This is a genomic window from Sphaerisporangium corydalis (genome assembly GCF_025506355.1).
Lineage (GTDB): Bacteria > Actinomycetota > Actinomycetes > Streptosporangiales > Streptosporangiaceae > Sphaerisporangium > Sphaerisporangium corydalis.
In genome coordinates, this window is record NZ_JANZYP010000004.1 from 115,667 (window position 1) to 129,018 (window position 13,352).

The following is a 13,352-nucleotide window of genomic DNA, read 5'->3' on the forward strand; positions in this document are numbered from 1 at the left end:
GGGGGGGGGGGGGGGTTGGTCTGCCCCCCCCCGGGCGGGGTGGGCCGGTCGGGCGGCTCGTCCCGTGAGGACGAGCCGCGTCAGTGCCGGGTCAGGCCCCCGGCTTCAGGACGGAGTCGATGACGTAGACGGTGGCGTTCTGGGTCTGCAGATCACCGCAGAGCACCTCGGCTCCGCCGATCTTGACCGTGTCGCCGTCGCGCTTGGTGGCGACCTTGGCGCCCTCCACCGTCGCGACGTCGCCCTTCTCCAGGTCGGCGGGCGTCTTGCGCCCCTGGACCACGTGGTAGGTGAGGATCTTGGTCAGCTCACCCTTGTTGGCCAGCAGCTTGTCGAGCTGGTCCTTGGGGATCTTGTCGAAGGCGGCGTTGCTGGGCGCGAAGATCGTGATGTCCTTGGCCGAGTTCAGCGTGTCGACCAAGCCCGCCTTCTTCGCGGCGTCGACGAGGGTGGAAAGGTCGGGGATGTGCGAGGCGGCGGTGGCCACCGGCTCGTTGGCGATCTCCCCCGGGCTGCCGGGCCCGGACTGCGGCAGCGCCGAGCAGCCCTTCCCGATCGGCGAGGAGGTAGGAGAGGCGGACGTCGACGGGTCTGAGGTGCGGGCGGTCTCGGGCGTCATCGCGCCCGTACCGCTGGTGAGGGCGCCCGCTGCGGTGCCGTAGGCGGCGGCGAGCGACATGGCCGCTACGACCGGAAAGGCGAGAAGACGAGTGTTCATGTGCCTGTCCCCTTTTGCGCTCTTTTGAAGGGCGGTCACTTCGGCGGTGGCCCCGGCTGGATGCCCGGCGACCCCTGACGGTCCGGCGTACGCCGCCCGCCTGCCCGGTCCGCGGGACCCCCCGGTCCTTCGCGGATCCACGTGACCGCGGCCCTTTTGTGAGAAGACCGTGCGCTCGGCCTTCGCTCATTCAAGACGACCCTGTACGAGGACGTTTCCACACGTACACGTACATAACGGCTCCTTTCATTATCGCCAGGCAGCGGCCGTCGCCACCCTCGCGCAGGGCGGCACCCGGGAAAGCGTCCGCCAAATCGATCATTTACCGAACCCGAAACCGCCGCCCCGGACATCCCTGCGCCAAGGTTCGGGCGAGAGCGGGTACGGCCGCCCGGCAGCGAACGCCTCGGAGGTCGCCATGTCCAGAGCTGACGGAATCTGATCGATAGTGACTGGACATCGATCTGACCCCTCGGGTCATGGCCACTGGTCAGGTCCACCTGGGCCGTGCCCGCAGGCGCGGGAACCCTGACCTGGCCGTGCGTGGGAGGCCGGGCGCCGGGCGCGTCCAGTCGGGGATTCACCTATTTTCGTCAGGACTTGTGCGATGTATGGTCGGCTCACGATCGAATGCAGTCAAGTTCGGTCTTCTTCGGTCTCGGGGACCCCTTCGTTCCGCCAAGGAGTGAGATGGTCAGACCCTCCGGCTGGGCCCGCCGCGTGACCGCGGCCCTGCTCCTCACTGCCGCGACCCTGGTCGGGCAGGCCCAGCTCACCTCCCCCGCCGCCCAGGCGGCACCGCCCCTCACCACACCGTGGACCGCCCAGGCCGGCCCGGACAACGCCCTGCCGGACTACCCCCGGCCGCAGATGGTCCGCCCCGAGTGGCAGAACCTCAACGGGCTGTGGCAGTTCGCCGGTACCACGTCGATCGGCACCCCGCCCACCGGCCAGAACCTGGCCGAGCAGGTCCTGGTCCCGTACCCGATCGAGTCCGGGCTCTCGCGCGTCCAGCGCCACGAGGACCGCATGTGGTACCGCCGCACCTTCACCGTCCCCTCCTCGTGGTCCGGCCGGCACGTCCGGCTGAACTTCGGCGCGGTGAGCTGGGAGGCGCGGGTCTGGGTCAACGGCGTGTCCGTGGCCACCCACACCGGCGGCTACGACCCGTTCGGCGCCGACATCACCGCGGCGCTGCGCGCGGGCACCAACGAGATCATCGTCGGCGTGTACGCGCCCGTCGACGCCGCGGGCGCCCCCATCGGCAAGCAGCGCCGCTCACCCAGCGGGATCTTCTACACCGCGTCGTCGGGGATCTGGCAGACCGTCTGGCTGGAACCCGTCAACGCCGCCCAGATCACCCGCCTGGACACCGTCCCCGACGTCCCCGCCGGGGTGCTCGACGTGGTGGTCCAGACGGCCGGCCTGTCCGGGCAGAGCGTGCGCGCCGAAGCGCTCACCGGCGGGCAGGTGGTGGGCACCGCCACCGGCGCGGCCGGCGCGCACCTGCGGGTCCCCGTGCCGAACGCCCACCTGTGGTCGCCCGACGACCCGTTCCTGTACGACCTGCGGGTGACCCTCACCGGCACCGGCGGCGGGGACGTCGTGACCGGGTACTTCGGCATGCGGTCGGTCGGCAAGGCGATGATCGGCGGCGTGCTGCGCCCGACCCTGAACGGCAGGTTCCTGTTCCAGATGGGCACCCTGGACCAGGGCTACTGGCCGGACGGCATCTCCACCGCGCCCACCGACGAGGCCCTGCGCTTCGACCTGGAGCAGCAGAAGGCCCTCGGCTTCAACATGGTCCGCAAGCACATCAAGGTCGAACCCGCCCGCTGGTACTACTGGGCCGACCGACTCGGCCTGCTCGTCTGGCAGGACATGCCCGCCATGCGCACCGGCGTGACCCCCTCCGCGAGCGACCGGGCGAACTTCGAGAGCGAGCTGCGACGCGTGGTCGACAGCCTGCGCGGCATCACCTCGATCGTCCAGTGGATCCCGTTCAACGAGGGCTGGGGCGAGTACGACCCGGCGCGCATCGCCGACCTGGTCAAGAGCTGGGACCCCTCGCGCCTGGTCGACAACAACTCCGGTTCCAACTGCTGCGGCTTCGACGGCGGCAACGGCGACGTCGCCGACGACCACATCTACGTCGGCCCCGGCACCCCGCAACGTCCCAGCGCCACCCGCGTGGCCGTGCTCGGCGAGTTCGGCGGGCTGGGCCTGCGCAGCCCCGGCCACGAATGGCCCGGCACCGGCTTCGCGTACGAGATGACGCCCGACGCGGCGACGCTCACCGACCGGTACGTCCAGATCAACGAGCAGCTCAAGCCGCTGATCACCGGTGGCGGCCTGTCGGCCTCGGTCTACACCCAGCCGACCGACGTGGAGAACGAGGTCAACGGCATCTGGACCTACGACCGCAGGGTGCGGAAGATGGACGCGGCCCGCGTCCGGGCCGTGAACCTGTCGGTGATCCAGTCGGCGGGCGGGCTGACCGCCGACGCGCCGGCCTCGCTCCGCGTGACGACCCCCGGCTTCACCGACCGGTACCTGCGGCACAGCGCGTCACTGGCCCGCACCGACGTGGTCACCCCGGCGAGCGCCGACGGCCTCAAACAGGACGCCACCTTCCACGTCCGGCGCGGCCTGGCCAACACGAGCTGCTACTCCTTCGAGTCACGCAACTTCGCCGGGCACTACCTGCGCCACCAGGGGTTCCGCGTACGAAAGGACCCCCGTGACGGGACCGCCCTGTTCGACCAGGACGCGACGTTCTGCCTGCGCGACGGCCGCACGGGCAACGGCGTCTCGTTCGAGTCCCTGAACCTGCCCGGCTCCTTCCTGCGCCACTACGCCGAGGCGGTCTACGTCGCGCGCTCCGGCGGCCCCAACACCTGGGACACCGCCACGTCCTTCGCCGACGACTCCACCTGGCAGGTGGCCACACCCTGGTGGCGCAGCGGCGCCGACCTGACCGTCGGGGCGGCCCAGTCGCTGCGGGTGGTGACCCCGGGCTTCACCGACCGGTACCTGCGGCACAGCGCGTCACTGGCCCGCACCGACGTGGTCACCTCGGCCAGCGCCGACGGCCTCAAACAGGACGCCACCTTCTACGTGCGGCGCGGCCTCGCCGACGGGAGCTGCTACTCCTTCGAATCCCGCAACTTCGCCGGGCACTACCTGCGCCACCAGGACTTCCGCCTGCGCAAAGACCCCCGCGACGGCTCGGCCCTGTTCGACCAGGACGCCACGTTCTGCGCACAGCCGCCCCGGTACGGCTCCTCCGGCGTGAGCCTCACCTCGATCAACATCGCCGGCACGAGCATCCGGCACTACGCCGAGGAGGTCTTCATCGCCTCCAACGGCGGCTCCCACCCCTTCGACGCCCCCACCCACTACAACGAAGACACCACCTGGACCATCTCCCCACCCTGGTCCCCCTGACCTCAGGGTTCTCGCCGTTCGATCCCCCTGACCTCATGCTCTCGCCGTTCGATCCCCCTGCTTAAGGTCCTCGCCTTCGGCTCGGGCAGTATTTCCAAGGCCTACCGGCCCTACCGACCCCCCGACACACCAAGGGCCTATCGGCCTAGCCAGCCCCTGACCCCGCTCGCGTCCGCGCCCGACCCTGCTTCGCCATCTGGGTCTCCACTTCGGCGCCGACGCGGCGGGACGGGGAACGGCGAATCCGGCGCCCTGTGCGGCGCCAAACCAGCCAACCCCACCCCTCCAGCCGATCACTCCCATCACCCAGCGCCTCCGTTAAAGGTCCTCGCCTTCGGCTCGGGCAGTATTTCCAGGCCTACCGGCTCTACCGATTCCCCGACACACCAAGGGCCCATCGGCCTAGCCAGCCCCCGACCCCGCTCCCGTTCCCGCTCGCGCTCGCGCCTGACCCCTCCTTCCCCATCGGGGGTCTCCTCCTCGGCGCCGACGCGGCGGGACGAGGAACGGCGATACCGGCGCCTCGTACGGCGGCCGACCGGATCACGGGGAGCTTGACCTTCCCGATCACGTGCCGGGAGCTGGACCTTCCCCGTCACGTGCCGTCCGGCCGTAGCTCGCAGATGTGGCCTTGGTAGGACAGCAGCGTGCCGACGAGGGGGACGGAGACGCGGACCTCAATGTGGAACCGTGGCGGCCTCGGGGCCTGGTCCTGCGGGTCGATCCACGCACGCGCCGAGACCTTGGGCGCGAACGCCCCAGGAAACGGGACATCCCACCGGCCGAGCCGGAGCGTGGTGCCGTCCTGGACGACGGTTACCTCTGTGGGGGTGGCCACGGTGCGGGTGCGGATCACCAGGGGGCCGTGCGGTTCCCAGCCCACTTCACCGGCCCGGACCTGACGGCTGACCAGCCTCCGCCCACCGATCGACCGCTCCCACGTCTCGGCCACCGCCGCCTCCCCCGGCTCCCCTCCTCGGCCCGGCCCCGAATGGCCCGGCCACGACCCCGAACCAGACCTCGACCCTGGCCTCGGCCCCGGCGCCGACCCCGGCCTCAGCGTCGCCATGCGCGTGACGGTGACCCTGGTCGGGGCGGCCGTGCACGTACGAGGAAGGCCGAGCACCACGCACGCCAACCGGCCCAGCAGCCCCGGACCCCGGCGGACCTCCAGCACCCCCGTGCCAGAGACCGACTCGTCCCCGAGATGGAACCGGTACATCCACGCATAAGGCTCGCCGCCCACATCCACCCCGCCACCCCTGGTATCGCGTACCCGCTGTCCTTCTCAAGAAGCGCCGACCTCGGTCACGGGTTTGGATCCGAGGCCGTGACCCCTGCCGCTCCTCGGCGATCGGTCGCATCAATGCCGCGTCAAATTTCACCGGGTCACCGTCAGAATCCCGTCACGATCGCGCTGGACGATGCGAGAGGGATCTAGTGTTCCTCATGTCGGGTTCGTCCCCAAGGGACCCGTTCGCCCCGGAGGAATGCATGGCAGAGCAGGCCCAACCCCCGTTAGTGGTCCCCGTCCGAGTGGGCGCGATGACGCAGTCGTTGCGGCTGTTCCGTACGGTGAACGGCACCAGAACGGCGGTCGCGTTCTCGACACCGGCGCGCCTGACGACGGTGCTCGGCACTGACCAGCGCTGGATCCACCTCAGCGAATCCGCCCTGCGCAGGATGGTCGACGACCTGCATCTTGAGGGCATCGTCGTCGACCCCTCGGGATCATTCTCCGGCCGGACCGCCGAGCACCAGGCGGCCTGACAGATCAACCGTTCGATCGCCGGCCACAGAATATGATCTACGGCAGGGCCGCCCAGGTTCGCGCATCACGACCGACGGGAAATCCATGGAACTCGTGACCCACAGCCCCGGCGACGGCGTCTACCCTCCCACCGGTGACTACGCTCACGCGATCGAAGTGCGCGGCGCCGAGCGTCTGGTGTTCCTGGCCGGCACGATGGGGCTCGACCCCTCGGGAGTGCCGGGCGCGACACTCGACGACCAGCTCGTCCTCATCTGGTCGAACATCCGGGTCATCCTCGCCTCCGCCGGCATGACCGTCGACAACATCGTTCGGCTCACCAGCTACCTCAGGGACGCCTCCTACGCCGGAGCGAACGCGAAGGCCCGCGTCGAGGCGCTGGGCGGCCGGGTCGTGCCGACCACGGCCATCGTCGCCCAGACGCTCGACAGCGAATGGCTCATAGAGATAGAGGTGACGGCGGCGAGCTGAACGGCGGGCCGATCCGGCACCACCGGTACGTAAATACGATCATGTGTTGTCTTACGGCGACGTGAATATTCACCGCTCCTGGATCCGTCACATGGTCTTTCCATCATCCCCCTCTTAGCATCATGGTCGTGGTCACGACACGTGGGCGAATTCATCGCGTAAAGAAGTGGCGAAAGGGACAGGAAATCCCTCCGCCGGCCAAAAGCAAGCGCCGTCCCATACAGGTCAGCGTGATGTCGGAGTCCTCTTTCACCATTCGAGGACACGGCGTGCACAGCGTCTTCGAGGAGAGCCTGCGCGCGATCGACCTGATGCCCGATTTCGAGCGGGTCACCGGAATACGCGCGTACGGCAGGAACGTGGTCCTCCACGTGCACACGATGGGCATGTTCGCCCTGCTGCGACTGCTCGCCCACCGCGGGCCCCGCCTGATCAGCGCGCACGTCACCCCGCAGACGCTTCTGGGCAGCATCAAGGGCGCCCACCTCGTCGACCCCCTCACGCGCAGGTACATGAGGGCGATGTTCAACCTGGCCACAGCGGTCCTGTCGGTCAGCGAGGCGACGACGCGGGAACTGGAGGAGATCGGGGTACGAGCCCCGATCGTCCTGATGAGCAACGCGATCGACGAGAGGCGCGTCCAGCGCCATATCGGCAGGCGCGGCGAACTGCGCCGGTCGTTCGGGTGGGACGAACGTCCCGTCGTTCTCGGCGTGGGCCAGTTACAGCCGAGAAAGGGCGTCGAGGAATTCATCTCGTGTGCCCGCGCACTACCCGGGATGAATTTCGTCTGGGTGGGCGGGATGCAGTTCGGAATGCTGTCCGACGCCCGTCACGACGTGGCCCATCTGCGCGCGAACGCCCCGGAGAACGTCACGTTCACCGGGCTGGTCCCCCGCGACGAGGTGTTCCAATACTGCGCCGCGGCGGACGTGTTCTTCCTGCCGTCGAGACACGAGACGTTCGGGCTGGCGACGCTGGAGGCGGCCACCGCCGGGCTGCCGCTGGTCCTGACGGATCTTCCTTGTTACCAGGAGTGGCTCAAGGACGCCTACCTGCACGGCGAGACCGTGGCGGACTTCGTCGAGCTGCTCCGGTGCCTTCAGGACGAGGGCACGCGCGCGATGTGGGCGGAGAAGGCCCTCGAGACGGCCGCCGTCTACGACTCCCGGACCCTCACCACCGGCCTCCGCGACGCCTACCTCCTCGCCAGCCCCCAGGTGTCCGGCTGACACACCCCGAGGGTGTGGCGTCACTGCTTGTCGTGGATCGTGACGGCGTACCCGTCCGGGTCGGTAAAGGTGAACGTGCGGCCGAACGGGCTGTCGAACGGCGGCGTCACGATCGGGACCCCGGCGGCGTCCAGCGCGTCGTGCATCTTCTGCGCGTCGGTGGCGTGCAGCCACAGCGCCACGCCGAGCCCCGGGCGGCCGTCCCCGTCCAGGTCGACGCCGGGCAGCGGCTCGCGCACCGCGAACGGGACGGGTGTCGTGGCGAACACGATCGCGCCGGGCGGGCTCGCCGGGGTGCGGCGCAGACCGAGCCGGTCTTCGTAGAAGGCGGCGGCGCGCTCCAGGTCGCGCACCTGCAGGGCGATGAAGTCGGGTCCGGTGACGGTCATATCTCTCTCCTCAGCTATGTCAGTATCCTGACATGGCTCATTGTGTGTCAGGATACTGACATGAGTCAAGGCGAGATGCTCGGTCCGGTGGACAGCGCCGTCGGCTACGTCCTCAAACAGGTCACCGTGGCGCTCCGCAACTCCATGGACGTGGCGCTGCGCCCGCTGCACCTGACGGTGTCGCAGTACGCGTGCCTGGAACTGCTCGGACAGCGCCCGGGGCTGTCGAACGCCGAACTGGCCCGCGGCGCCTTCGTCACCCGCCAGTCGATGAACGTCGTGCTGCGCGGGCTCGAGGACCGCGGCCTGGTCACGCGGCCCGCGACCGCGCTCCGCGGCCGCGAACTGCCCACCGTGCTCACCGATACCGGCCGCGCCCACCTGCGCACGGCCAGCGTGACGATCCGCGAGATCGAGAAGAAGATGTGCGCCGGCCTGACACCGGCCCAGCAGGAGGAACTACTCGCGGCCCTCGCGACCTGCGTCCGGAACCTCGCCCCTTAGGAGGCCCTAGAACTCGCGCACATACCTGATGTGCCGGTGCACCACGTGGAAGCCGGCAGAGCGATAAAGGCTCAGCGCACCGGTAGGGCTGTCAGCGTCGACGGCGAGCGCGGCCCGCGCGAAGCCCTGCCGCCTGGCCTCCGCCAGCGTCGCGCCGATCAGTGCGGTGGCCAGCCCGCGCTTGCGCCACGCCTGCCGCGTACCGATCGTGGAAATCCACGCCTCCCGGTGCCCCGTCGCCTCGGTATCGGCCTCGAAGTAATGCGTGAGCAGAATCGCCGCGACGTGATGCGGGGCGGCGGCGATGGCCAGGAAGGACAGGTCGGGGCGGAACGAGCGCGTCCCGGTGTACCACTGCCTCCACGACTCCTCGTTCTGCTGATCGCTGCCCCAGTGGTCGGCGAAGGACTCGTTGCGCACGCGGAGCGCCTCGGCGTCGTAGACCGAGCCGAAGCCGGCGATGCGGACCCCCTCGGGGATCGTCACCTCCGGGACATCGTCCACCAGGTCACGTCTCATGACGAAGAACCAGCGCTGCGGCATGAACCTTTCCTGCTCGAACAGCGCCGCCTTACCGGTATTGCTCTCACTGACATCGGCGTGCACCTCAAAAGGCCGCCCAGGGTGACGCGCCTCGCTCAACCGCGGCGCGGCCTTCAACGCCCACAGCGTCAACTCACGACCGATGCCACGACGCCGGTACGCCGGATGCACGACCCCGTCGAAGAACACACGATGCGATGGATCACCGGTGGGACCGCATCGCAGCGTGCCGAAGGCGATCAGTTTGTCGCCGTCCCACACCGCACGGGTGCCGCTCTCGACGTCGAGCAGCGAATCACCGAGCTGCTCGGCGAGGTCCCCGGAATCGTAAAGCTCACCGGTCTGATCCACGCCCTCCGCCGCCCCCAACAGAACGGCCCAGTCCACCACGTCCTCGGCCCGCAACGACCCCCAGCGCAGACCCACGATTCCACTCACCCTCGGGAGCCTATGCGGCCACCCCGAACCCCGACCACCGAATTTCACCCCGTCGAACAGACAGGACCAGCCTTCTGCCAAACCGCCCCGACACGATCCCCTCAAAAGGAGCTTCGCACGAGCTTTTTCCGTTACCACAACGCCGGTCAAGCCACCAACACAGGGAATCGCACTCTATTGATGTCCAGGACCGCGTAATGACCATGGAGCAGCGAACCCGCTGATCATCAGGCCCCGGCGTACGAACGCTCTCCCAGCTCACCCGCTCGCAGCCCAGTACGAAACGCATCCCACTCAGCCGAGACAAAGAACAGCCACGGCCCGTCCGGCACCTTACTATCCCGAATAACAACGAACGGGGGCGCCATCTGGCAGGGAGCGTCTACCTGGTCCCACTTCGGCACAGCGTCTTCAGCGCGACCATCTTCGTCAGCGACTCCACTGCCATTAGGCCAAACGAACGCCACTTCGACACAGTTCGATTCCGTACCACTGTGACGCGACTTCCGCCATCGAGGCGCCGTCAGGTCCATGTCTCCATCACCTTCGCGATCAGCTCGATCGACGCCCTCTGCGGCAACGCCTCCGCACGCAACGCGTCGAACCGATAGGCGACCTTCGCCAAGTCTTCCACACAGTCGACGGTTTGGCCGCCGAGGGCGTTTTCAAAGTAGCCGACGTCGGCGGACCCAGGGATGGAGAACAGCACTATCGGCCCGTTGAGTCCAGGATGCGCTCCCACGGTCGACGGGATGACCTGAAGAGTGATCCTCGGATGCCTCGCGGCTTCGATCAGGTGCTGAAGTTGCTCTCGCATCACGTCCTTCCCGCCCACAGGCCGACGTAGGACCACCTCATCGATGACGATGACGAGCGCCGGAGGTGACTTGCCCTGAAGGATCTTCTGCCGCTCCAATCTCTCGGCGATCTTCGCGTCAATGCGATCGTCCGTCTCGCCCGCACTCCCTGCTTCCATAAGAGCTTGAACATACCGAGGTGTCTGCAACAAACCTGGCACGTTGATCTGCTCGAAATTCCGAATCGAGGAGGCTTCGCGTTCCATCTCGAAGTACGAGCGTGCCGAAGCACGATGCACTGCTCGCCTGACCAAAGGCCATATACGGATGAAGTGACCGTCGGTCTTTAGTGCCTGGTCACAGCCTTCAGCGAAATCCTTCTTGGGATTCCGCTTGGCGTTTTCCACGGCACTGACTTGGGCCGCCGAATAGTTGATGAGAGCCCCGAGCTCCTCCTGGGTCAACCCCGCCTCCTCACGAACACGTCGTAGCTCTGAGGCAAAGAACTCCAGAGGGCTTCCGCTGGGGTCGTGGTCGTGTACGAGTGTCATCTCCAGGCCTCCCGGCTCTCTACAGGTCGACAAAACCCTCCACAGGACACTCGCGAATCCACAGAAGGCTCCAGGATCGGCCCGGACGAGACATTAGCACTTGTCGTCACCGATCCCTTACACAACGCCACCATCGTCGGCAACCTTGGAAGTCCGCGCAACGGTTTCCTTGAAATCCAGTTCGAAAGGTGGACAGGTCAGTGACCGATTCCTCGTCCGAGATCGTCGGGGCGCTCGACGCCCTGGCTCGCGCCTTGGACCCGAAGCGCTTCTCGGCTCTGGTCGTACGTGGCTACGCGCTCCCGTTCCTCCGGGTGGTCTCGCTGGAGGCTCCGTCCCTCGCCGAGCGGATCACCGTGCGCCTCGACGAAGCGGGCGCGCCCTCCTTCTGGTGGAGCTGGAACGAGCGCATGGCCCCGGTGCAAGACGTCAGCCACGCGGCGGAGCACCTGTCCAGAGTGCTCAGCCCGGCGACCACGTCCGCCAAACCCGTGAACCCGGAGAAGACCGAGACGGCGGATCACACATGAGGTACGAGATGGGACGCGGGCAGGGGTTGCTGACAGAGCCCGTCGAGCAGCGGTTCGTGGCGATGCTGAGCGATCTTGGAGAAAGGCTGCGCGCTGATGGCCTGCGTACGCTCCTGATCAGGAAGGTCGGCCTCAGACTGCGCTCACCTGGTGGCGTCCGCGCCACGACCTACGCCAGCCCAGAGTTGTCAGTTCGCATGCCCGGAGACACCCGTACAGCACTCATAGCCGTCGAACCTGGCCGATGTGGACCTGCCCTGCACGTCGCGTTTCCAAGCGGAGGCGTCCCGGCCCTCCGCCTGCGACCGACCGACGTAGACCTCCTCACAAGCGCTCTTCGTCAACTCTTCAACGCCTCCTCCGACTGAGCGAACCTCGTCGGCTAAACGTGACCGGCGCCGACACGGCCTGGGGTGAAGATCAATACTTCACGAGCCGGACGGAAGAACGCGGCAGCCAAAAACAAAAAGGTCAGTCGGGAATGAAGCCGTCAACCTTGGCGCGATCGGCCAGGGCAGCGCGCGGCAGCTCCATTTGTCGGCACGGGCACGCGATCTCTGTCGATCGCGCGGGCGACGTCCTCGATCGCGTCCCGTACGTATTCGTCGGTGATCCGGTTTTCCTTGGTGTCGTAGATCTCATCGGACGCGCCGTCGATCTCGGCATCACGGTCCGGGACCAGTTCGATGTCTTCCGGTGGCCAAACCATCTCGTGCTCGGTCATGGATTCTTCCTCCTCAGCGCGATCAGCACTGCGTGAATTATCACTTGGTACTTGTCGGTAGAGCTGCCGATCGCTTCAGACAACTGAGCTGGGAATCAACCTCGCCAAGGTGGTCTCGATACAGAAAGAGCGCGGCAGCCAAAATTAGACAAAGACCGGGCAGAGTGAAGACGTCAACCTAGGCACAAGTCGGCCAGGCGGGGCGCGGCAGCTCCATTGGATGGTCGGCGCGGAAAGGTTGCTAGAAGCCTAGGCCGAGGAGGGTGGTGTGGGCGTTTTCTGGGGTGTGGGTGTGTTTTCTTAGTTTTGTTAGGGAGGGGACCTTCTCTGTTTTGAGGATTTCGATGAGGTGCCGGGCCAGTCGGGCGCCGTCTACTTCGCCGGGGGCGCCGGCGTCGAGGGTCCATGAGCGTACGGGGTGGTCGGTGCGCAGGGACCAGCCTTGTTCCTCGTTCGGGGAGAAGTGCTTGAACCAGCCAACGACGGTCAGGCGTTCGGCGGAGCGGATGGAGAGGGTCTCGCGGCCTCCGGCGAATATGGTGACGGCCACGCTTCTGCCGATCGCGAGAGTTTCGGCGGGCAGGGTACGGAGGAATGCCGACAGCGGGCCTGGCAGTGCCGACCACCGGGGTACGCGCCAGGCGCCCGGCGTGTAGAGCCCTTCGTTGGCGGCGTCCAGGTATTCGATGACGAAGCCGCCCGGTAAGTGCGGCGGCTCTCCCCATTCGGACGCGGTTCGCCGCCATTCCTCGTACGGCTGTGTCGGCTGGAGGGAGAGCTCCGCGCCGGTCCCGGCGGCGCGGAGTTCGAGCGATTCGGTGCCGGGGCGGCGCCAGCGCAGGAAAGGGGCTCCCCAGTCCGGCGACGGCTCGTACCAGGGGCCTGTCGGGCCGTGGCCGCCGGCGCTGTTGGCAGGTCCGATCGCGGCCTCGGCCGCCTCGGCGTGCCGGTGGAACGCGGTGGCCGGGTGGAACGCGGTGGCCGGTTCGCCGTCCAGGGGAATGGAGATGACGAGCCCGCGGTACTCCCGGGCGCCGGTGTGCCGCCGCTCGTGCTCCTGTACCGGGACCAGCCTGCCACGCCTCTCTGCCAGCGGCCGGAGGGCCTCGCCGGACCAGTCGCCGGGGTCCGCCTCGCGCCACAACCACCCGGCGAGGTCGGCCGTCCTGGCGAAGGCGGCGGTGTCGTCCTTCCTCATGGGCGCGATCTTAGTGGCCGGCTCCAGAAAACCTTCGGG

Annotated in this window: 14 protein-coding genes; 6 read left to right on the plus strand and 8 right to left on the minus strand. The window is 67.7% G+C overall.

The features are described from left to right. Positions 1 to 91: 91 nt before the first annotated feature. Positions 92 to 718, minus strand: a complete 627-nt coding sequence (locus NYZ98_RS04620) for a fasciclin domain-containing protein (protein WP_262841205.1) — start codon at positions 716 to 718, stop codon at positions 92 to 94. Between the two features lie 690 nt (positions 719 to 1,408). On the opposite strand from NYZ98_RS04620, the gene NYZ98_RS04625 reads away from it, so the two are divergent. After that, positions 1,409 to 4,165, plus strand: coding sequence for an AbfB domain-containing protein (locus NYZ98_RS04625; protein ID WP_262841206.1), 2,757 nt, complete (start codon positions 1,409 to 1,411; stop codon positions 4,163 to 4,165). A 595-nt stretch (positions 4,166 to 4,760) separates the two neighbouring features. Here NYZ98_RS04625 and NYZ98_RS04630 read toward each other — a convergent pair. After that, positions 4,761 to 5,117, minus strand: a complete 357-nt coding sequence (locus NYZ98_RS04630) for a DUF4166 domain-containing protein (protein WP_262841207.1) — start codon at positions 5,115 to 5,117, stop codon at positions 4,761 to 4,763. 593 nt (positions 5,118 to 5,710) lie between these two features. Here NYZ98_RS04630 and NYZ98_RS04635 point away from each other — a divergent pair. The 3 genes from NYZ98_RS04635 (at position 5,711) to NYZ98_RS04645 (ending at position 7,639) form a co-directional block, all read left to right on the plus strand. Then, positions 5,711 to 5,935, plus strand: coding sequence for an SAV_915 family protein (locus tag NYZ98_RS04635; protein ID WP_262841208.1), 225 nt, complete (start codon positions 5,711 to 5,713; stop codon positions 5,933 to 5,935). Between the two features lie 85 nt (positions 5,936 to 6,020). Beyond that, a complete protein-coding gene (locus NYZ98_RS04640) occupies positions 6,021 to 6,407 on the plus strand; it encodes a RidA family protein (protein ID WP_262841209.1) in 387 nt (128 codons plus the stop codon). 233 nt (positions 6,408 to 6,640) lie between these two features. Beyond that, positions 6,641 to 7,639: a glycosyltransferase gene (locus tag NYZ98_RS04645; RefSeq protein ID WP_262841210.1), complete on the plus strand. Its 999-nt coding sequence runs from the start codon at positions 6,641 to 6,643 to the stop codon at positions 7,637 to 7,639. Between the two features lie 20 nt (positions 7,640 to 7,659). On the opposite strand, the gene NYZ98_RS04650 is transcribed toward NYZ98_RS04645, so the two are convergent. Further along, positions 7,660 to 8,028 (minus strand): VOC family protein, encoded by a 369-nt coding sequence (locus tag NYZ98_RS04650; RefSeq protein ID WP_262841211.1) that lies wholly within the window; start codon positions 8,026 to 8,028, stop codon positions 7,660 to 7,662. A gap of 60 nt (positions 8,029 to 8,088) precedes the next feature. Here NYZ98_RS04650 and NYZ98_RS04655 point away from each other — a divergent pair, with 60 nt between their 5' ends. Next, entirely contained in the window at positions 8,089 to 8,532 is a 444-nt protein-coding gene (locus tag NYZ98_RS04655; RefSeq protein WP_262841212.1) for a MarR family winged helix-turn-helix transcriptional regulator, read from the plus strand. A 6-nt stretch (positions 8,533 to 8,538) separates the two neighbouring features. Here NYZ98_RS04655 and NYZ98_RS04660 read toward each other — a convergent pair whose 3' ends face one another. From NYZ98_RS04660 to NYZ98_RS04670, 3 genes are all read right to left on the minus strand, one after another. Beyond that, complete coding sequence (locus NYZ98_RS04660; RefSeq protein ID WP_262841213.1) at positions 8,539 to 9,513, minus strand: GNAT family N-acetyltransferase; 975 nt, start codon at positions 9,511 to 9,513, stop codon at positions 8,539 to 8,541. Between the two features lie 227 nt (positions 9,514 to 9,740). Next, positions 9,741 to 10,046, minus strand: coding sequence for a DUF397 domain-containing protein (locus tag NYZ98_RS04665; RefSeq protein WP_262841214.1), 306 nt, complete (start codon positions 10,044 to 10,046; stop codon positions 9,741 to 9,743). Then, positions 10,037 to 10,861: a helix-turn-helix domain-containing protein gene (locus NYZ98_RS04670; RefSeq protein ID WP_262841215.1), complete on the minus strand. Its 825-nt coding sequence runs from the start codon at positions 10,859 to 10,861 to the stop codon at positions 10,037 to 10,039. Before NYZ98_RS04670 ends, NYZ98_RS04665 begins: the two co-directional genes overlap by 10 nt. 200 nt (positions 10,862 to 11,061) lie before the next feature. On the opposite strand from NYZ98_RS04670, the gene NYZ98_RS04675 reads away from it, so the two are divergent. Then, positions 11,062 to 11,391 carry a hypothetical protein gene (locus NYZ98_RS04675; protein ID WP_262841216.1) on the plus strand — a complete coding sequence of 110 codons (330 nt, stop codon included), beginning with the start codon at positions 11,062 to 11,064 and terminating at the stop codon, positions 11,389 to 11,391. 490 nt (positions 11,392 to 11,881) lie between these two features. Here NYZ98_RS04675 and NYZ98_RS04680 read toward each other — a convergent pair whose 3' ends face one another. Beyond that, positions 11,882 to 12,115 (minus strand): hypothetical protein, encoded by a 234-nt coding sequence (locus tag NYZ98_RS04680; protein ID WP_262841217.1) that lies wholly within the window; start codon positions 12,113 to 12,115, stop codon positions 11,882 to 11,884. Positions 12,116 to 12,356: 241 nt separating this feature from the next. Further along, positions 12,357 to 13,313 carry a hypothetical protein gene (locus tag NYZ98_RS04685; protein WP_262841218.1) on the minus strand — a complete coding sequence of 319 codons (957 nt, stop codon included), beginning with the start codon at positions 13,311 to 13,313 and terminating at the stop codon, positions 12,357 to 12,359. Positions 13,314 to 13,352: the final 39 nt, after the last annotated feature.